15 protein-coding genes are annotated in these 18,720 nt (G+C 38.4%); 5 read left to right on the top strand and 10 right to left on the bottom strand.

Translation table 11 applies throughout. The features are described 5' to 3' along the window. Positions 1–31 precede the first annotated feature (31 nt). Positions 32–1,054, bottom strand: a complete 1,023-nt coding sequence (locus NSQ59_RS05900) for a proline racemase family protein (RefSeq protein WP_055738591.1) — start codon at positions 1,052–1,054, stop codon at positions 32–34. After that, positions 1,051–2,232 carry an NAD(P)/FAD-dependent oxidoreductase gene (locus tag NSQ59_RS05895; RefSeq protein WP_340830051.1) on the bottom strand — a complete coding sequence of 394 codons (1,182 nt, stop codon included), beginning with the start codon at positions 2,230–2,232 and terminating at the stop codon, positions 1,051–1,053. The genes NSQ59_RS05900 and NSQ59_RS05895 overlap by 4 nt, the downstream gene beginning before the upstream one ends. A 172-nt stretch (positions 2,233–2,404) precedes the next feature. On the opposite strand from NSQ59_RS05895, the gene NSQ59_RS05890 reads away from it, so the two are divergent. From NSQ59_RS05890 to NSQ59_RS05875, 4 genes are all read left to right on the top strand, one after another. Further along, complete coding sequence (locus NSQ59_RS05890) at positions 2,405–4,102, top strand: sigma-54 interaction domain-containing protein (RefSeq protein ID WP_340830049.1); 1,698 nt, start codon at positions 2,405–2,407, stop codon at positions 4,100–4,102. A 107-nt stretch (positions 4,103–4,209) separates the two neighbouring features. Further along, positions 4,210–4,473, top strand: coding sequence for a (2Fe-2S)-binding protein (locus NSQ59_RS05885; RefSeq protein WP_055738589.1), 264 nt, complete (start codon positions 4,210–4,212; stop codon positions 4,471–4,473). A 6-nt stretch (positions 4,474–4,479) separates the two neighbouring features. Continuing rightward, positions 4,480–4,845, top strand: a complete 366-nt coding sequence (locus NSQ59_RS05880) for a (2Fe-2S)-binding protein (RefSeq protein ID WP_055741139.1) — start codon at positions 4,480–4,482, stop codon at positions 4,843–4,845. Beyond that, entirely contained in the window at positions 4,838–6,043 is a 1,206-nt protein-coding gene (locus NSQ59_RS05875; RefSeq protein ID WP_340830044.1) for an NAD(P)/FAD-dependent oxidoreductase, read from the top strand. The genes NSQ59_RS05880 and NSQ59_RS05875 overlap by 8 nt, the downstream gene beginning before the upstream one ends. A 318-nt stretch (positions 6,044–6,361) precedes the next feature. On the opposite strand, the gene NSQ59_RS05870 is transcribed toward NSQ59_RS05875, so the two are convergent. The 7 genes from NSQ59_RS05870 to NSQ59_RS05840 all read right to left on the bottom strand — a co-directional run bounded on the left by NSQ59_RS05870 (position 6,362) and on the right by NSQ59_RS05840 (position 15,420). Further along, entirely contained in the window at positions 6,362–7,843 is a 1,482-nt protein-coding gene (locus tag NSQ59_RS05870; RefSeq protein WP_340830042.1) for an aldehyde dehydrogenase family protein, read from the bottom strand. A 184-nt stretch (positions 7,844–8,027) separates the two neighbouring features. Then, entirely contained in the window at positions 8,028–9,137 is a 1,110-nt protein-coding gene (locus NSQ59_RS05865) for a M24 family metallopeptidase (protein ID WP_340830040.1), read from the bottom strand. 321 nt (positions 9,138–9,458) lie between these two features. After that, entirely contained in the window at positions 9,459–10,802 is a 1,344-nt protein-coding gene (locus tag NSQ59_RS05860) for a purine-cytosine permease family protein (protein ID WP_055738580.1), read from the bottom strand. Between the two features lie 52 nt (positions 10,803–10,854). After that, positions 10,855–11,184 carry a cupin domain-containing protein gene (locus NSQ59_RS05855; protein WP_340830036.1) on the bottom strand — a complete coding sequence of 110 codons (330 nt, stop codon included), beginning with the start codon at positions 11,182–11,184 and terminating at the stop codon, positions 10,855–10,857. A 15-nt stretch (positions 11,185–11,199) separates the two neighbouring features. After that, positions 11,200–12,786, bottom strand: a complete 1,587-nt coding sequence (locus NSQ59_RS05850) for a hydantoinase B/oxoprolinase family protein (protein WP_340830034.1) — start codon at positions 12,784–12,786, stop codon at positions 11,200–11,202. Between the two features lie 2 nt (positions 12,787–12,788). Further along, positions 12,789–14,831: a hydantoinase/oxoprolinase family protein gene (locus tag NSQ59_RS05845; protein WP_340830032.1), complete on the bottom strand. Its 2,043-nt coding sequence runs from the start codon at positions 14,829–14,831 to the stop codon at positions 12,789–12,791. Positions 14,832–14,877: 46 nt separating this feature from the next. Continuing rightward, positions 14,878–15,420, bottom strand: coding sequence for a helix-turn-helix domain-containing protein (locus NSQ59_RS05840; RefSeq protein ID WP_340830030.1), 543 nt, complete (start codon positions 15,418–15,420; stop codon positions 14,878–14,880). A 307-nt stretch (positions 15,421–15,727) separates the two neighbouring features. On the opposite strand from NSQ59_RS05840, the gene NSQ59_RS05835 reads away from it, so the two are divergent. Further along, positions 15,728–16,336 (top strand): YesL family protein, encoded by a 609-nt coding sequence (locus tag NSQ59_RS05835; RefSeq protein WP_340830028.1) that lies wholly within the window; start codon positions 15,728–15,730, stop codon positions 16,334–16,336. A 52-nt stretch (positions 16,337–16,388) separates the two neighbouring features. On the opposite strand, the gene NSQ59_RS05830 is transcribed toward NSQ59_RS05835, so the two are convergent. Next, a complete protein-coding gene (locus NSQ59_RS05830; RefSeq protein ID WP_340830027.1) occupies positions 16,389–18,710 on the bottom strand; it encodes a beta-L-arabinofuranosidase domain-containing protein in 2,322 nt (773 codons plus the stop codon). Between the last annotated feature and the right edge of the window lie 10 nt (positions 18,711–18,720).

Genomic DNA, 18,720 nt, shown 5'->3' with positions numbered 1-18,720 from the left:
TTATCCCTCCTTCTAAACAGAGTTTTTACATTTAATGCCCCTTCATTGGCGGAATTAATAGAAATCCATCATTTAATTCATCCTTTGGCTGATAAAAAAATTGATGCATTCCCATCACCCAGGCAGAACCGGTGATTTCCGCCACAACCGCATCTAGCTCGCCAACTTTGGCAAGTTTGACAATCTTTCCTTTAAATAACGACCCGACAATACTCTCATGAACAAATTCTTGCCCTACCTCGAGCTTTTTATAGTGGAAGAGAGTTGCCATTTTAGCACATGTTCCAGTTCCGCATGGAGAACGGTCGATACCGCCAGGAGGTACAACAACAGTATTTTTTACATCTGCCTTTTTGTCAGTTGGATCGGTAAAAAACTCAACATGGGTTAAACCGTGAATAAACGGTGACTCCGGATGAATCACTTCCACAGACGCATTAATCGCATCCCGAATTTGAATCGCTGTTGATATAATCGTTGACCCATTTTCCGGAGAGAGATCAAGACCTAGTTTTCGTGCATCTGTTATCGCATAAAAATTACCGCCATATGCTATATCACATGTCACAACACCTAAACCAGTAACTTCAACCTCTACCGTTTTAAGTAAAAACGCTGGGATATTGCAAAATGTCACCTCTTTTGCCTTGCCATTTTCAACCGTTATTGCTACTTCCACAAGTCCCGCAGGTGTATCTAAAGTAAGATGGGTTTGGGGCTCCTTAATTTCTATTAATCCCGCTTCCACTAATGCCGTACAAAAACCAATTGTGTCATGCCCGCACATCGGAAGATATCCGCCGGTCTCAATATAAATCACACCAAAATCAGCTTCAGGATGACAAGGCTCCACCATTAAAGCTCCGGACATTACTTCATGTCCACGAGGTTCATACATTAAAAAGGTGCGAATCCAATCATAATGCTCTTTCATATACAGCATCTTTTCTGCCATCGTATGACCTTTTAATGGAGGTATCCCTCTTAAAACTGTACGTGTTGGATTCCCGCCAGTATGGGTATCAATTGTGTAAAATACTTTTTCTGCTTTCAATGAACACTCACCCTTTCTGTAAATCGATCATGGCGGAGCGGTTCATAAGGAATAATAGTATTTGATTGCTCACGAATTAGTTCATCTATTAATTTACCTGTAACAGCCGCTAGACTAATACCATCTCCTTCATGCCCTGCTGCAATATAATATCCCGGTACTTTTTCTACATGGGAAACAATTGGTAAATGATCCTCTGTCCACGGTCGCAATCCGGCATAGCTGCGAATTACCATCATATCAGCCATCTGCGGATAAAAACGAATCGCCCTTCTGGCAATACATCTGACCACATTCATATCGACTTTCGTATTGTAACCTGCAAACTGACGACTGCTTCCAATAAGGAAATTCTGGCTTTCCGTTGGTTCAAAAACCAACGCTACTCCATATTTTTCCGTTTCTTTATCCACTTGTCTTTTGCCGCCAAATTTCGAAATCAAATAGCCAAATTCCATCACCTTACGCAGTCCGACTGGCTGTTGCCGTGAAGCAACAATGATATGCCCTTTTCTCGGCTTTATCGGTACTTGAACTCCTACCATTTCACCAATATAAGGTGCCCACACTCCCGCTGCATTCACTACCTTTTTAGCGGTGAAAGTGCCGTTAGTCGTTTCAATCGTAAAAAACTCCCTCTTTATAATGTTTTTCACTTCTGTCTGTATAAAAATTCTTGCCCCTTGTTTTTGTGCTTTATCAAAAAGAGAGTAGGTAAGTAAATACGGATTCACCGTAGAATCTGTCGCACACTCTAGGCCACCCAATAAGTCCTCCGCAAAATAAGGAGACTCTTGCCTAATATCTGAGCGGTCCAACATCCTAAAGGGCAATCCTGCTTCTTTTTGACGGTCCACCCATTTCTTAGCAGCAATCATTTCATCCTCTGATTCGCATACTAAAATACTTCCCGGTGCACGGTATTCAAAAGGCAAATCCAACTCCCTGCTCAAGTCATCAACTAACTGCTGACTTTTTAAAGACATTTGGCTGTCGAAGCCTGGGTCTTTATCAATTGCCAATATATTTCCATCACATCTTGATGACGTGCCACTTACAAGTTCCCCTTTCTCTAGGACAATACAATCTAGGCCTGATTTCGAAACATAGTAAGCAATCGCACTTCCCATTATCCCGCCACCAATAATAATGACTTCCGCATGTTTGCTTTCCTCCATTATGTACCTCCTCCCAAGAGAGTCTGAAATTATAGATTGCAAGATTCGTGCCAATCACCACTATTATTTCCTTTAATATATTTGTCTAAATTATTTGTATCTTCAGGTCATTCGTGTAAAATATTTTATATACTGTCTTAATTCTTATACAGTTTTAAAAGGAGGGATTGGGATGAATGAATTTTCACCTTCAATAACAGAATTCATTCGAAATGATTTTCTCATTTTCGAGGAGAATCAAGATATTCAACTTCTGAATAATTACGACTGTGTTATCCAACGTAAAGAAGATCACTTTTTTTACTTAACCTCACTTCAAGAATGGAAGCCATGCCTTGTAATACAAGAGCAGGTGCTTCCAGACATCTCTAAACTTATAAAACTGTTGCATAAAGATAACATGATTATTATTGAAAATGAGAACCGAAATGTAGTAGGCTACATTTCACTTTACTCATTTTGTACAAAGCTTCTTTATAAATATCAACATTTAGCAGCCTATTTTCATACGATTTTACAAACCATCGACACCTCCGTAACAGCTATTGATGAAAACGAGATTGTAAAAGTTTGGACAAAACAAGCGGAAGAAATTTTTTCGTATTCACAAGAAGAAGTAATCGGGAACCCCATCACTAAATTTTTCAAATTAGAACATTTACAAATTATCGATACCTTAAGGACAGGACGAACGATATCAAAACATCAACATCAGGCACGTGAAGATTTAATTGTCCTAATAAACGCGGCACCAGTATATCTAGATAAAAAAATTATTGGAGCCGTTGTTTCCGAAACAGATATTACAAGACATGTTCGTCTAAATCAGGAATTGTTCTATATGTCAGAAAAAATGCATGATCTTGAGAAAAAATATCGTAAACTGGCACCTTCGAATGATCCTTTTCAAGCAATAAAAGGAAATAGCCGCGGTTTAGAAAAAACGATTGATCGGGCGAAAAAAGTGTGCACTACGAAGGCACCTGTTCTATTACTTGGTGAAAGCGGCGTTGGAAAGGAAGTGTTCGCAAAGGCCATCCACGAAGTGAGAGAAGGTAAAGATGCACCTTTTATCGCAATTAATTGCGGAGCCATCCCTGCCTCGTTATTTGAAAGTGAATTATTCGGCTATGAAAAAGGGGCATTTTCAGGTGCTGATTTACGTGGAAAAAAAGGAAAAATCGAAATGGCACGCGGTGGGACTCTATTTTTAGATGAAATCGGTGAAATGCCTTTAGATCTGCAAGTGAAATTATTAAGGGTATTACAAGAGAAACGTTTCTTCCCTATTGGAGGAACAAAGGAAGTATTAGCTGATTTTCGTATTATTGCGGCCACCAACCGAGATTTACAAGCGATGATCCATGAAAGCAAATTTCGAGAAGATTTATATTATCGCTTAAATGTCGTAAATATTAATATCCCTCCGTTACGAGAACGAAGAGAAGACGTAATCGAACTTAGTCACCACTTTTTTCATGAGTTTTCCCTTCGATATGAGCGACCTATTCATAGCATTCCTCAACAAGTTATGCAAGATTTGCTCCAGCATGATTGGCCGGGGAATGTTCGTGAGCTTCGAAATGTCGTGGAAAGATTAGTTGTCTTTTCAAGTAACGGTGAAATTAAACGGGAAGATCTTCCTTTCCATAATGATACAAGTAAACAAACAGGAATTCCTTTTCATAAAGAAAATCCCTTTTCTAACCATTACCAAGGAATACCTTTAGCAGACCAGCTTGAGCAATATGAACGGAACATTATTTTAGAAACATTAAAACAAGAAAACAATAATAAGCAAGCTACCGCGCAAACGTTAGGTGTATCACGAGCAACCTTGTATAATCGTATGAAAAAGTTGAACATTTAATCTAAAACAAAAATTCTCGAAAAATATTAACCTTTCTATATGAATCCTTTTCATTTTTGGAACAATTCTTGCATGTATATCAAAAGAATGAAAAGGAGGAATAGCGAATGGACTCATCGTTGATTATTTGCAGATGTGAAGAGGTGACTCTCGGGGAATTAACAGACACAGCTAAACAATATCATTGTTCTGCAAGGGAGCTAAAATTAAGAACAAGAGCAGGAATGGGATTTTGCGGTGGTCGTACATGTCGTTTTGCTATTGATGCCATTATGAAAGAAATAAGTGGACAAGAAAATCAAGATTCTATTCCCTTAAAATATCAGCCGCCTGTTAGACCAGTATCCTTTGGTGAATTAGGGGGCGAATGAAAAATGATGAATGAATATCGAATTATCGAGCATCCTGTACTTGGCTCTTTAACGGACCGAAAAAAAGTAACTTTCCAATTTGATGGTACAACTTATGAAGGGTATGAAGGCGAGACGATTGCTGCAGCTCTTTTGGCAAATGGGATTCGAACTCTTCGCGTCCATGAGGAAAAAGGAACCCCAAGGGGAATTTATTGCAATATTGGACATTGTTTCGAATGTCGGGTTAGTGTAAACGGTGTTCCAAGCAAGCGTGCATGTTTAACTGTAATTGAGCAAGGGATGGATATTGAAAGCGGCAAACAACTACCTTCACCTGTCAAGGAGCTTTCCAAGCATCTTGAAAAGGAAGGAGGAAAATTTCATGTTTGATGTTGTTATTATCGGAGCTGGACCTGCCGGATTATCCGCTGCTAATATTTGTCGTGAGTATCAATTGAAAGTCGTGGTTGTGGATGAATTTATCAAACCCGGTGGGCGACTTCTTGGTCAACTTCATCAAGAACCGGATGGAACCTGGTGGAATGGAATCGAGGAAGCAAAAAAGCTGTCTTCCCGTGCCGAACAACTTGGAGTTGATATTCGTTGCGGGGTTTCCGTACATGATATTAATAACCAAGATGGTATATGGTCTATTCATACAAATCAAGAAACCTTTAGAGCTGCTAATCTATTATTGGCAACTGGAGCAGCGGAAACCCCAGTACCCATCCCTGGTTGGACACTGCCGGGAGTAATGTCCATCGGTGCGGCTCAAGTCATGGCAAATGTCCATCGCGTACGAGTCGGTAAAAAAGGAGTGGTTGTAGGAATTAATGTGTTATCTGCTGCTATCACTCGCGAATTGCAGCTTGCGGGAATCGATATTGCATGTATGGCGCTCCCTGCTGTTAATCACATTACAAAAGATGCTGGGCATCCAGAAAAAGTGATGGAATCCCTTCTTCGTATCTCTCATCTTGCTCCTTCCGCTTTTATTCGTATGGGGAGTAAATTGGTAAAATCCAGTTGGATGCAGGGTCTTGCCTTGAAATTTCTTCCGAAAAAAGGGATTAAAATGTGGGATATGCCCATTCATTTGAAAAAATGCGTAACTCAAATTAATGGGAAGAATCAAGTAGAATCTGTGACCATATGTGATGTACGACCGGATGGGACCATAATAGAAGAAAGTGCCCAACAAATGGAGGTAGACTTTGTCTGTATTGCAGGAGGTCTTTACCCGCTTGCTGAACTTGCAGCTATTGCCGGCTGTCCATTTCAATTCATTCCTGAATTAGGAGGACATGTACCCGTGCATAATGAAAAAATGGAAACGATGTTAGACGGACTTTATGTTGCAGGGAACATAACAGGAATTGAGAGTGCAAAAGTGGCAATAGCACAAGGAAATGTGGCCGGTTTCTCCATCGTAAACCGTGCTTTCCCAAACAATAAAGAAACCATAGAACATTTGCGTGACGCAATTCTAAACGTACATACAACGAGAAACAACGCGAGTATTCAATTTCACCCGGGAATAACGGATGGACGCGAAAGGTTAGAAAAAGTTTATCAAGAAATTTCCTAATCAAAAACAAGGGGACGGTTCTTTTTTCCTTAAAGGAAACAAAGAACCGTTCCTCTGTTTTCGACTCTGTTAGAAAAGTGATGTTTGGTGACCGTTTTCCGTCTTCTATTGTTACCATTTTACTCGTATTCGAATTAATAGCATTGCCCATTTGGGGATATTTTTTATCTAAATAGAAAATAGAGGTAGGATTTAAAAAATGCCGTAACCCTGTACAATATAGGTTTACGGCATTTTTTTGAATAGTCATCAATGTCTTATTCTATGAACTAGTCAAATATTTAGGAGATTAGGATTTCCCGTCCTTTATTCCAGTTATTATTTCAATGTAACCCAAATACTCTTCACTTCTGTGTAATTTTGCAATGCATAAGAACCCATTTCCCTACCTACTCCAGACTGTTTAAACCCACCAAATGGTGAGGCTGGATTTTCAATATTATAATCGTTAATCCAAACAGTACCAGCCTTCAATTTATTAGCTACATAATGGGCTGTTTTAATATTTTCTGTCCAAACTCCTGCCGCTAAGCCATACAATGAATCATTTGCTCGCCGAATTACTTCCTCCACTGTATCAAATGGCAGCACGACTGCAACAGGTCCGAAAATCTCCTCACGTGCAATTACCATGTCATCTGTTACATCTGCAAAAATGGTTGGCTCTACAAAATACCCTTTGCTAAATGGCGCCTTTCCACCGGCAGTAATTCTTGCTCCTTCTGCTTTTCCTTTTTCAATATAGTTCAAAACACGTTCTTGTTGTTTTTTCGAAACAAGCGGGCCCATTTCACTCGTGGATTCGATTCCTGGTCCCAGCTTTACTTGTTTAGCCATTTTAGATAGTTCTTCTACAACATAATCATAGTGTTTTCGGTGAACGAATATCCGTGAGCCAGCACTGCAATTTTGACCATGGTTATACATAATACCATTAAACGCAGCTGGAATAGCAGCAGAGAGATCCGCGTCTTCCAAAATAATATTTGGAGATTTCCCCCCAAGTTCAAGTGTCACATGTTTAATTGTATCAGCAGCTTTTCGCATAATCGATTTTCCGACGACTGTAGAACCAGTAAATGCTACTTTATCGATATCCGGATGGTTCACAATCGCTTCCCCAGCCGGATCACCAAAGCCAGGTACAAAATTCACTACCCCATCTGGAAATCCTGCTTCTTTAAACAATTGTGCTGCATAGAGTAAGGATAATGGTGTTTGCTCTGCCGGCTTCAGGACAACTGTGCATCCTACCGCAAGAGCTGCACCAAGTTTCCACGATGCCATTTGCAATGGATAGTTCCAAGGAATGATTTGACCGGCTACCCCTACTGGTTCATGTCGGGTATAGTTTAAATAGTCTGGCGAAATAGGAATTGTTTGGCCCATCACTTTCGTTGCCCATCCCGCATAATAACGAAAATGTTCAACAGTTCCTGGGATATCATCGGATAAAGCAACATGATAAGGTTTTCCATTATCAAGTGCCTCAAGTTGTGCTAGCTCTTCCTTATGAGCATCCATTAAATCTGCTACTTTATAGATAATATGTGCCCGTTCTGCCGAACTCATTTGCGGCCATGGCCCATGTTCAAATGCTCGACGTGCCGCCTTTACCGCAAGATCAATGTCCTCTTTTTGCGCTTCGCTTACAACCGCTAAAACCTCTTCCGTTGAAGGATTTACCGTTTCAAATGTTTTTCCACTGACAGATGAGACGAATTCACCATTAATAAACAAACCAATTGGACCTTTTAAAAATTCCTCTACCCTTGGCTTTAATGCTACTTGAACAGTCAAAAAAAGCACTCTCCTTCCATTTATCTCATTTATATTTATTGCAAGAATTATGCCAAAAATAAATTATAATAATACAACACTAGTTCTTTTTTAAAGATGCAGAATATGTTTATTTTTTTGTACACTGTATAAAAATATAGACTTTTATTAAACATATATTTTCGAAGGGACCTTCGATAATACACTAAATAGATAAATTTTCTTTACTTGATTTTACAACTTGCAATTCTTTAGGAAATTGAGTCAAAACTTTGCAGCCATTTTCCGTAATTACGACATCATCCTCAATTCGAACCCCAGTAACATCATTAATATAAATACCCGGTTCAATCGTTATAACCATTCCTGGTTTTAAAATCCCTTCATTTTGGTCGGTAATGGATGGTTCTTCGTGGATATCTATGCCTAATCCATGTCCGATTCTATGCGGAAAATAATCTCCATATCCTGCATTAGCTATTATCATACGAGATGCCACATCAAGATCTCCCATGCGCTTATTAGGTTGACATGCTTGTATCCCAGCTTCATTTGCTGCTAAAACAATCCCGTATATTTTCTTTACCTCTTCTGTCACATGATCAAATACAACTGTTCGCGTAATATCGGAGCAATACCCTTTATATTTCACACCCAAATCAAATAAAGCTACATCCCCTCTTTTTAATTTTTTCTCTCCTGGGACTCCATGTGGATTACTAGCATTTTCACCAAATAAAACGGTCGGTGCAAACGACATCTCTCGAATCCCCTGTTGCTTTAGGGAATATTCAATCTTAGCCATCACTTCTATTTCTGAAACGCCTTCTTCCAATGCCTCAATTCCGAATCTAACTGCCATATCTGCGTAAATAGCTGCCTTTTGTAGATTTTCAATTTCTACTTGATTTTTTATTAAGCGCATACTGTCCAGTTGTTCATCTAGTGATGAAAGTTGCAGGGTGGGATGAATGTCTACTAGATGTTCAATATAGGAGTAAGATATTTTGTTTTTTTCCACTGCTATCGTTTTTACTTGTTCAAGGCACTTCTTTACAAGATTCCAAACATTATCTGTATCAATATAGCTTATAATCTCGTATTTCCAGCCTGCCTCTTTCACCATTTGTACTTCCATCGCCGGAGTAACAATAAGCGGATCCCCATTTTGAAAAACAAAAATACCAATAAATCGTTCATGAGGATCATAATCAAAATCGGATAAATAAAAGATATTATGTCTTGATGTAATAAGTCCGCAGTCAATTTGCTGAGATATTAAAAATTGCTTCAGGGTTTGTAGCTTAGTGTTCATTTGTTATTCCTCCTTCACAAAAGGGAATTTATTATTTGCCATAGCGTTAACTATATCTAAAAAGACATCATTCATTTCCTCCCTTTCAAATTGAACCATTTACATAAGCTGTGAAATAGTTCTTTATATTTGGTCGAACCAAAATGAAGCTATTTCACCTCCATAATTTGTTTCAAAAACCTATCGTAGTAACATGCAATTTTAATGCCAGATTTACGATAAATAAAAATATTATTTTTTTGTAATGATAATTTCTAACAATAAAAAAACCCCGATTTCCCGAGGTTTTAAAAAGTGATAGAATATATTTCGAATAATCAGTCATACAATCTTTTCGCTTTCCATTCTATTTTGATCTAAATGAACTTCTGTAAAATGATCTGGTTTTACTTTTGCTTTGATCTTCATTGCAACCCAATAAATGAATGCTGAAATGATAATGGATTGAACTGCTGGCAACCCAAATTCGTAAACATATTGCGTTAAATACCCAACAACCGTACCGGCAACCAGCGCAATAGTAGCCATCCAATTCCAGCCCTTGTGATCGACAAATTGCTGCTTTCTAATCAGGAAAAAGTCAGCCATCATAACACCGCCAATAGCTGGATATATAAGAGCTGTTAAATATAAAAAGTCTGTAAAATAATCTAGTATACCAGCTAATGCAATAAAAATGGCAATGATTGTGCCTAATAATGTAAGCAGTGCCCTTCCTTTTCCTGAATTGATATTGAACATATTGGCCAGAGCTAGTCCCATACTATAGTTATTGACCAACTGACTAGTCCAGGTTGCAAACCATAAAACTAAAAATCCCCAGAGTGGAAAGCCTAATTTCAACATAACATTGACAATGTCCGCATCTCCAACCCCAACGGACATAATGGAGCCCACATAAAATAATGGGAAACCAACTGCTACAATGCCTAATGGAATTAGAATATTATCCTTCCATTTTGGTTTTGCATACCGGGTATAGTCGGAAGCAATTACCCATTGTGAAACATTTGCCCCAATAACTAGGCTAATTGCGGCTAAAAAAGTGATTTTTGGTTCAGGATGCCAAGAAGTGATTTTGTCAAAGCCGGTATTTCTAAGTGCATAGAAAATACATCCTACAATAAGTGCTAATCCTGCTGGAACGGCAATATAATCAGTCCACTTCATTGAGGAATATCCAATAATAGAAGGTATCGCAAATATTAATCCGGCAATTACAGTGATAACTGCCCATAATCCCCATTGTTTTTCATAATCAACTCCAAACATTGCGGAGATTGCATTTCCTGCAACAGCGGTCTGTAAAGCCCACCATCCTAGGGAAACAATAAAAATCGTTAGTCCAACAATAAAACGGGCTTGCGCTGCCCCAAAGCTTGATCTGGCAATGACGGAAGAAGATCTCCCCGTTTTTGCCCCAATATAGCCTTGAATGCTATTTCCTATCCATTGGAAAAAAATTAACCCAATTGCTAATATCCAAAAGATATTACCCATTCCATAGGATCCACTTAAAGTTGCACCAATCATTAAAACTGGGATAGTAAATTCTAGACCACCAAAAATCATGGCCGGTGTCATCCAATGCTGGCGTTGTGCTAACGGAACCGCTAATAAGGCTTCATCTTTACCAACCGACTTCATTCCTTTTGCATCTTCCATTTACATTTCCCCTTTTATTTGATGTTCGTGCCCTTTGGCACGAGCAAATGAATTATTTATGCTTCACCAATACATAGACAATTTCACACGGTTCTTCCCCTTCATTTAATGCCCAATGTTTTTCGTTTGCAGGAATAAATGTTGCACTTCCTTTGGCTACCTTTTTAATTTCCTCATCTCCGCTTTGGGTCGTCATACATCCTTTTAAAATATAAGAATATTCGTCTTCATCATGACAGGATAATCCCTCTTTTGGTACTCGTTCCCCCGGCGGGACGGTAACATACCCCATTTTTACAACGGATTCGTTATCAATATGTTGAAATAGAATATGATTCGTTGCTTCATTGTTAAATTCTTTCGTAACCTTTGAAATTTTCATTTTCAAAATCCTCCTTTAGTTTTTTCTTTTGTTCGTTTCTTGATATTCAAAGGTGGATTCATTGACCAAAACACCGTAAACTTCTTCGGCCTGTGCTACCGTTATATAGCCGTTTTTCACATCTTCTGCCACTTTCTTTGCTGGGCGATTAAGTGGATTTCCATATCCACCGCCTGTTGCTGTCATAAGCTTGATTACATCCCCTTTTTGAAGAGGGTACCGCGGAAATACACCATATGGTCCATCCACCTTACCATTGGATTTTTCTACATAAAATTGATTGGTGGAACCATTATGTCCTTCGTTAAAGCCCCATGGTGGATTGATATGTCGGCCATAGGTAATAGTTGCAGCTTGTCCGTCTGTCATAGCACGGTAGGAACGGATTACTCCTTTCCCTCCATTGTATTCTCCTGCACCAGCACCATCGATACGCAAGCTATATTCATCTAACATAACACCATATCTTGTTTCTGCTACTTCAACTGGTACATTATAGGTTTCTCCATCGCCAATACAAAATTGGCCGCTGGCTCCGTCTTGCCCTTCGGCAGCTCCCCACCCACCAACAGATGGTTCAACAATAAGAAATGGTTCATTTGTATCTTGATGCAAGCCGGATAATGTAACACTGCATACAGATGTTAAATGTCCCGCTGATAAACGTTCTGGTAAATATGGAGCCAATGCTTTCCATATCAAGTCAGCTCCGACAAGCATAGATTCAAAATAGTTAGAGACAGGTGCAGGACGCTCAGCCGACAAGATGGATTTTTTATCTGTAATCACTTTTAATGGGCGGAATACACCATCGTTCACATCTTGTGACGGATTGGTAATCGCAAGGAAGATGGTTCGCACAGCAGACGTTAATCCAGTCAGTGAACAGTTAATAGATCCCGGAACTTGCGGGTGACTTCCACGGACATGATTTAAATATTGCTCAATGGATGCGAGTACAACTTCCTTTCCATGTTTATCGCAAAGTTCTCTCACACGTTTATCACCCGTTTTAAGTGCAGCTACTTGCGCCCACATATCTCCTAATGAAAGATCCGGAAAACGGACATTTGACTCAATAATATCGACAATGGCTTGGTTCACTTTCCCTTCTTCAAACAATTTCACACAAGGAAATTGCAAACCTTCTTGGAAGATTTCCGTGGAATCATTTGTGAAAGAACCAGGATCCTTTCCTCCTACCTCTGTCCAATGTGCTTTATTTGCTGAGAATGCCACAATTTCACCATCATGAAAAATCGGCATGACAAGACCGACATCAGAAAGATGAGAACCTCCGCCTTTGTATGGGTCATTAATAATAATAATGTCGCCAGGCTTTAGATCCTTTTCACCATATTTATTTAACGTTTCCTTTACCATAAAAGTAAGCATTCCGATAAATCCAGTTACACCATTTCCTTGTGTGAGTAAATTTCCCTTCGCATCTGTTAATCCGCTGGCATAATCTAAAACTTCATAAATAATTGGACTCATGGATGTTCTGGCTAAAGCAATGAACATTTCATCTCCAATAGCAAGTAAAGAATCTTTTACAATTTCCAATGTAAATGGATCAATTTTTTTAGTAGCTGTCACCATTTTTATTCCACCCCCGTATCGATGATAAGATTTCCGTATTCATCTACTTGCAGTGATTGACCATCATAAATAACCGTTACGGAAGCTTTTTCTTCTACAATAGCAGGACCTTCCATTCGTTGCATTGTAGGAATATTATCTCTATCATAAATATTGGTATCTACCCAGCCTTTACCTTCAAAATATACGGGTCTTACTTCTTTTAAGGCTTCTCTCAAATCACTTGTTATAAATTTCTTTTCTAAACTTGGTTTTTGTACTTGTCCAAATGCCGTTAAGTGCATATTCACGATTTCTGTTTGAGCATTCTCAAGCTTAAACGAATAGTTTTTTTCATGGAGTTGGTGGAATCTTTCGATAATTTCAAGTGTAGTTTCTTCCTTCCAATCACCATTCGGCACCGGTACTTTTACTGTATGTTCTTGGCCAAGGTATCTCATATCTAGGAATCTTGTAAATAATACAGATTCTTTTTGAACATCCTCTTGCTCAAATTGAGCATATGCTTTACATTCTAAGTTGATCCAGTTTTGATTAAGTACACCAACATCCACTTCACTTAGGCGCTTAATTTGCGTTTGAATATAATCATGTCTTAAATCCGTCATTAACATGCCCCAGGCAGAGAATACAGGAGATGCCACTGGTACAACGACCTTCTTTACTCCTAATTCCTGAGCAAGTGCGGCGGCATGCATGGATCCCCCTCCACCAAAGGCTACAAGAGTAAATTCACGTGGATTGTACCCTTTCCGAATGGAAATTAGTTTCAGTGCATTAAGCATATTGGAATTTGCAATTCGAATAATGCCCAGAGCACCTTCTTCGGCGGACATATTAAAATGATTGGACACTTTGGTTTGAATTGCTTCTCTTACTTTCTTCATATCTACTTCATAATCGAAATTCTTTGGAGAAAGTCTACCTGTTAATAGATTTGCATCTGTCGTAGTTGGTTCTGTACCACCTTGTCCATATGCAACGGGACCTGGTAGAGCCCCGGCAGAGTGAGGTCCTACTTTTAACGAACCAGCTTCATCAATCCAGGCAATGGAACCTCCGCCATTTCCAATTTCTACGATGTCCACAACTGGTGTTTTGATAGGGTATCCAGCATGACGACTGTCACGCTCAATATAATAATCGGTGGATACTTTGACCTCTCCTTTTTCTATAAGCGAACATTTTGCTGTTGTACCACCGATATCAAAGGCAATAATATTCTTTTCTCCAATAATTTCTCCCAATACAGCTGCACCATAAATGCCAGCTACAGGTCCTGACTCCACCATATTGATTGGAAGTTCCTTCGCCTGTTCAAATGTCGTTGTTCCGCCATTAGACTGCATGATATAATTGTTACTTTCAGTCTGTTGCCCATTTAGCTTATCCTGGAGCTTATTAACATAAGATGTCGCAATTGGTTTTACATAGGCATTTAAAACCGTGGTATTTGTTCTCTCATATTCACGCCATTCCTTGGTTACTTCATGAGAAGCTGTAACAAATACCTCTGGCCACAGTTCTTTAATATATTGCACCGTTTCTTGTTCATGTATAGGATTTACATAGGAGTGAAGGTATGAAACCGCAATTGCTTGAACACCTTCGCTTTTAAAAAAGGAAATAATATCACTGATTTGATCTTTATTTAACTCTATTAATACTTCCCCTTTATAGTTCATTCTTTCTTCTACTTCCTGGCGTAAATACCTGCTAACAAAGGGTTCAGGCTTTTGATAGCGTACATTAAACAAGTCAGGCCGGTTACCACGGGCTATCTCTAATACATCTCGGAATCCTTTTGTTGTAATAAGTCCTGTTTTGACTCCTTTTCTTTCTGTCAGTGCATTAATAATAACGGTTGTTCCATGAATGAAAGTTGTAATGGACTTTTGATCAATTCCGCTTTTTTCCATAACATCCATGACGCCTTGTTCAAAATAAGGGGGCGTTGTATGACTTTTCGCAACACCAAAGCGACCACTATTATCGACATACACTAAATCTGTAAACGTACCTCCAATATCTGTAGCAACTCTCATGAAACTGCTCCTCTCATTAAAAATCTATATATTTAAGACTCCAATACTAAAAAAGTACCGGAGTTAACACACTTAAAAGAACGGTTTCTTCATTTAAAGGGTTTTCCCATTGATGTTCCTTTTCTGATGGGAAATGAATCGACTCCCCTGGATTCAGCATGTATTCTTGATTATCCACTCGGATAATGAGCTTTCCTTTAACAACATAATGAAATTCTTCTCCGGGATGGCTATATAATTGAGTATCTTTTTGAAACGGTCGTAAAGTAACCAACATACTTTCCAGATTTCTTCCCGGAAAGCTGCCACTTAATTTAACATATTTGGTTGCATTTCCTTCTACTTCAAAACTCTTTTGATGTTCTAATGTCACAGCATAATTACTGCTTGATTCCTGTTGAAAAAAATAGGACATCTCAACCCCTAACGAATCGGCAATTTTTTTAAGCGATGTAATAGCAAGAGAAGATGTACCTCTTTCTACCTGAGAAAGAAATCCAACAGACAAATTGGTATTTTCACTTAATTCTTTTAAAGTGAGTCCCTGTTGTTGTCGTAATTCGCGAATTTTTGTATGAATTTCTACCATAATTGTCCTTTCCTTTAATAAAATTTTTAGTGAAATCATAAATAATTATAGTATTACTAAAATTATTAATGTATATGTTATCATAATAGACTAAATTTTCAATACATTTTTAAGTAATATAATATTTTTTTTAGTATAACTAAAAATTTCTATTGTGCTTCGCTTGTTTCCAAATAAAGATCCTCTTTTTTATTAACTTTTTAAAAAGCAGGTTGATATGTTGATTTTCTATTCTAAATATTGAAAAATATATGGTGAATTTGATATGATTAAGGCAATAAACATTAATCTTTCAAGGAGGGAAGGAATGAACGTCTTTAATATTGATGGCAGGTTCTACCGAATTCTTGATAAAATAACCGATTTTCTTCTATTAAATTTATTATGGATTATTTTCTGTCTGCCCATTGTTACTATTTTCCCCTCTACAGCTGCAATGTTTGGAGTCGTTCGCAGTTGGGTAAGAAAAGATGAGCCTAGTATTACAAAGCATTTCTATACTCTTTTTAAAGATAATTTTAAGCAAGGTATCTTAATAGAAATAGCCTGGTTTTTCATGGCTGCCATGGTTACTTTTAATATTTTCGTGAGCTTCCATATGGGCGATACCTTGAAATACATCATATTCCCTCCACTAATTTTTATTGGGATTCTCTTTGTTTTTACTTCGATTTTTCTTTTTCCGATTATGGTTCATTATAAAACTAGCTGGCTAGGTTTGATAAAAAATGCCTTCTTCTTTTCGATTAGTCAACCTGTTACGTCCCTGTTGGGAATATTGATTATAGGCATATCAGGTGTTTTAATATTTTTTATTCCGATTTCCTTTTTTGCAATTGCTAGCTTAATAGCATATATTCTCTATTATTTATGTAATAAAGCATTCCAAAAGGTGGAAACGATTAAAAGCAAGTAGAATCTAACCTCAAAAAAACAACCTTTTATATTAAAAGGTTGTTTTCTATTTATTACTGGTCTAAACCTAGTAATGCATATTCTTCTTTATTGACGATTCTTAATCCAAAAACTCTCCTTACTCTATGACCTGGATTTGCTTTAAACGTAACCGTAACTTTTTCTTTCCCCTCAATCCTTTGTAGAGGAAGATCATAGTTCACATTATAAAATTTATCTGTTTCTACAATGCCTTCTTTTTCATCCTGCATTTTTTCTCCATCTAGTAGAATATCAAATTTACAATTGGAAATTTCATGCGCGGAAGTATATGTTATGACAAGCATTAAATCTTGCTTGATCGATTCCTTTAACAATGTGACAACATTCATATCGACAGAAAACCAACCGTCTGTACCCGCCTGTCTGAATGCTCGATTATTTACGATACCAACACTTGTTGTTTCACCTTGAAAATGATGGTCACGCTCCGGCTGCATTTCACCAAGCTGGACAAAATCAATTGTACAGTCATTAAGAATACGCATTTTTTCACGAGCTCTTTTGTACTCCTTTTCTGCCTTTTCCCATTCTTCCTTGGTAAACAGATCCCAATAGACGGAATACATTTTGTGATGCATTCGATAAAATGGATATAATTCTACTTCTCTTGGATATCCTGTATTCACCGTGCGAAAAGTATTCGTTTTCCCCTCAACAGGCTGTACCCAATTGGATAAAGGTTGATTATTGTTAATCATGACAGGGGTATATAAATAACTTTTTGCCTCAGGATCTTGATCAGGTCCTAATTCACCCGCTAGAACAAGCGGACCGTACATAGTCGCTGCCCGGTTTGGATTATCCGGCAAACACTCAAGTCGCAATGAGAAGGGAATACTAATTTCGACGTTATCGTCATTGCTCCACAAACGTTTAATTTCAATAAAATGACCTGGCGATGTTTCAATTGTTTTCTGTTTGCCGTTAATCTTGATTTGAATCCCCTGCTCCGCCCAGTTCGGATAACGGATGCACATGGTGAATTCAGCATCTTTTTCACCATTCACCCGTATCAGGATTTTATTGGATTCAGGATAATCCGTTTCTTGAGTAATCGTTACTCCTTTATCCTTCCAATTAAGGGAAGAGGCGATATACTGACTCACGTATAACTTGTCATCATGATGATAATAAATACCGCTTCCATAGCTGGCATGGTTCTCCATACCCGTACCTACACAGCATGTGAAGTGATCAAATTTATGGTTGTAAGCTTTATAGCCTCCCATTGCTAGAGAAACGAAATAACAAACTCCACCCTCAAGGGGATCTTGAGATGCCAAAATATGATTATATAGCGCTCGTTCATAATAATCAGCTGCTTCAACAGAACCGTTCCATTCAAAAAGATGCTTGGTCAGTTTTAACATATTATAAGTATTGCATGTTTCTGTTGTATGCGCACCAAGGCGATCCGTTAACATATCGGGCTCACTAAAATACTCTCCAAAACTATTTCCGCCTGTTACATAGGAATGATGATGCACTACCCGATTCCAGAAGAACTCGGCGGTGTTTTTTCGTTTCTCATCGTCCGTTAACTCATATTGTCTCGCTAAACCAATAATCTTTGGAATTTGCGTATTGGCATGTTTCCCAGGCAAACTATCTTGCCCATGTGATAAGGGGTCTAATACAAGACGGTGCCAGAAACGTTCTGCTAGATGTAAATATTTATCATCACCTGTATCCGCGTATAAATCGGCCAATACTTCATTCATTCCCCCATATTCGCAAATCATCAATTCTTCCATTTGTTCATCACTTAAATCTTTGAAAATACCATCAAGCCAATCTGCCAACTTACAGGCAATGCCCAAAGCCCTTTTGTTTTCCGCTAAATGATAGGCATCGCGCAATCCCGCTAACAGCTTATGAATAGTGTATAATGGAGCCCATCCGCCATTCAGGTCAAATCCCTTTGACCGTATATCCCCTGAAGCTACTTCCAAAAATAATTCTTTGCCCCGTGGAATTCCAGATACATATCCGTCTCCATGTGCATTTTGACAAATTTCTACCTCATCAACGATATAATCTACCTTTTGCTTGAAGGCTTCATCGGAAAGGGATGCATAGAGCATGGAGCATGCTGATAAATAGTGCCCAAGTGTATGACCTGAAAGACTCATTGCCTCCCAACCTTCATATTGAGGCGCTTTTATTTCGAGTCCAGCATATTCTCTAAATCTGGCTAGCAATCGATCTGGTTCCAATTGCAGTAAATAATTCTTGTTTAAATCCATTGCATGTTTAAAGGGTCCTCCTATTATGGAGACATCCTTCAAAGCAAATGGATTGGCTTTTGTTTTCACATTGGTTTTCACCGTCATGTATGAAACC

Origin of the sequence: Margalitia sp. FSL K6-0131 (genome assembly GCF_038008735.1) — a bacterium.
Lineage (GTDB): Bacteria > Bacillota > Bacilli > Bacillales > Bacillaceae_C > Margalitia > Margalitia shackletonii.
This window is presented reverse-complemented; position numbering and strand designations above follow the sequence as displayed.

Coding starts and splice junctions, on each gene's coding strand:
- NSQ59_RS05855 (WP_340830036.1), bottom strand. CDS start 11,184: ATGAAAATTTCAAAGGTTACGAAAGAATTTAACAATGAAGCAACGAAT.
- NSQ59_RS05840 (WP_340830030.1), bottom strand. CDS start 15,420: ATGGTAGAAATTCATACAAAAATTCGCGAATTACGACAACAACAGGGA.
- NSQ59_RS05830 (WP_340830027.1), bottom strand. CDS start 18,710: ATGACGGTGAAAACCAATGTGAAAACAAAAGCCAATCCATTTGCTTTG.
- NSQ59_RS05860 (WP_055738580.1), bottom strand. CDS start 10,802: ATGGAAGATGCAAAAGGAATGAAGTCGGTTGGTAAAGATGAAGCCTTA.
- NSQ59_RS05835 (WP_340830028.1), top strand. CDS start 15,728: ATGAACGTCTTTAATATTGATGGCAGGTTCTACCGAATTCTTGATAAA.
- NSQ59_RS05850 (WP_340830034.1), bottom strand. CDS start 12,786: ATGGTGACAGCTACTAAAAAAATTGATCCATTTACATTGGAAATTGTA.
- NSQ59_RS05880 (WP_055741139.1), top strand. CDS start 4,480: ATGAATGAATATCGAATTATCGAGCATCCTGTACTTGGCTCTTTAACG.
- NSQ59_RS05865 (WP_340830040.1), bottom strand. CDS start 9,137: ATGAACACTAAGCTACAAACCCTGAAGCAATTTTTAATATCTCAGCAA.
- NSQ59_RS05845 (WP_340830032.1), bottom strand. CDS start 14,831: ATGAGAGTTGCTACAGATATTGGAGGTACGTTTACAGATTTAGTGTAT.
- NSQ59_RS05875 (WP_340830044.1), top strand. CDS start 4,838: ATGTTTGATGTTGTTATTATCGGAGCTGGACCTGCCGGATTATCCGCT.
- NSQ59_RS05885 (WP_055738589.1), top strand. CDS start 4,210: ATGGACTCATCGTTGATTATTTGCAGATGTGAAGAGGTGACTCTCGGG.
- NSQ59_RS05890 (WP_340830049.1), top strand. CDS start 2,405: ATGAATGAATTTTCACCTTCAATAACAGAATTCATTCGAAATGATTTT.
- NSQ59_RS05895 (WP_340830051.1), bottom strand. CDS start 2,232: ATGGAGGAAAGCAAACATGCGGAAGTCATTATTATTGGTGGCGGGATA.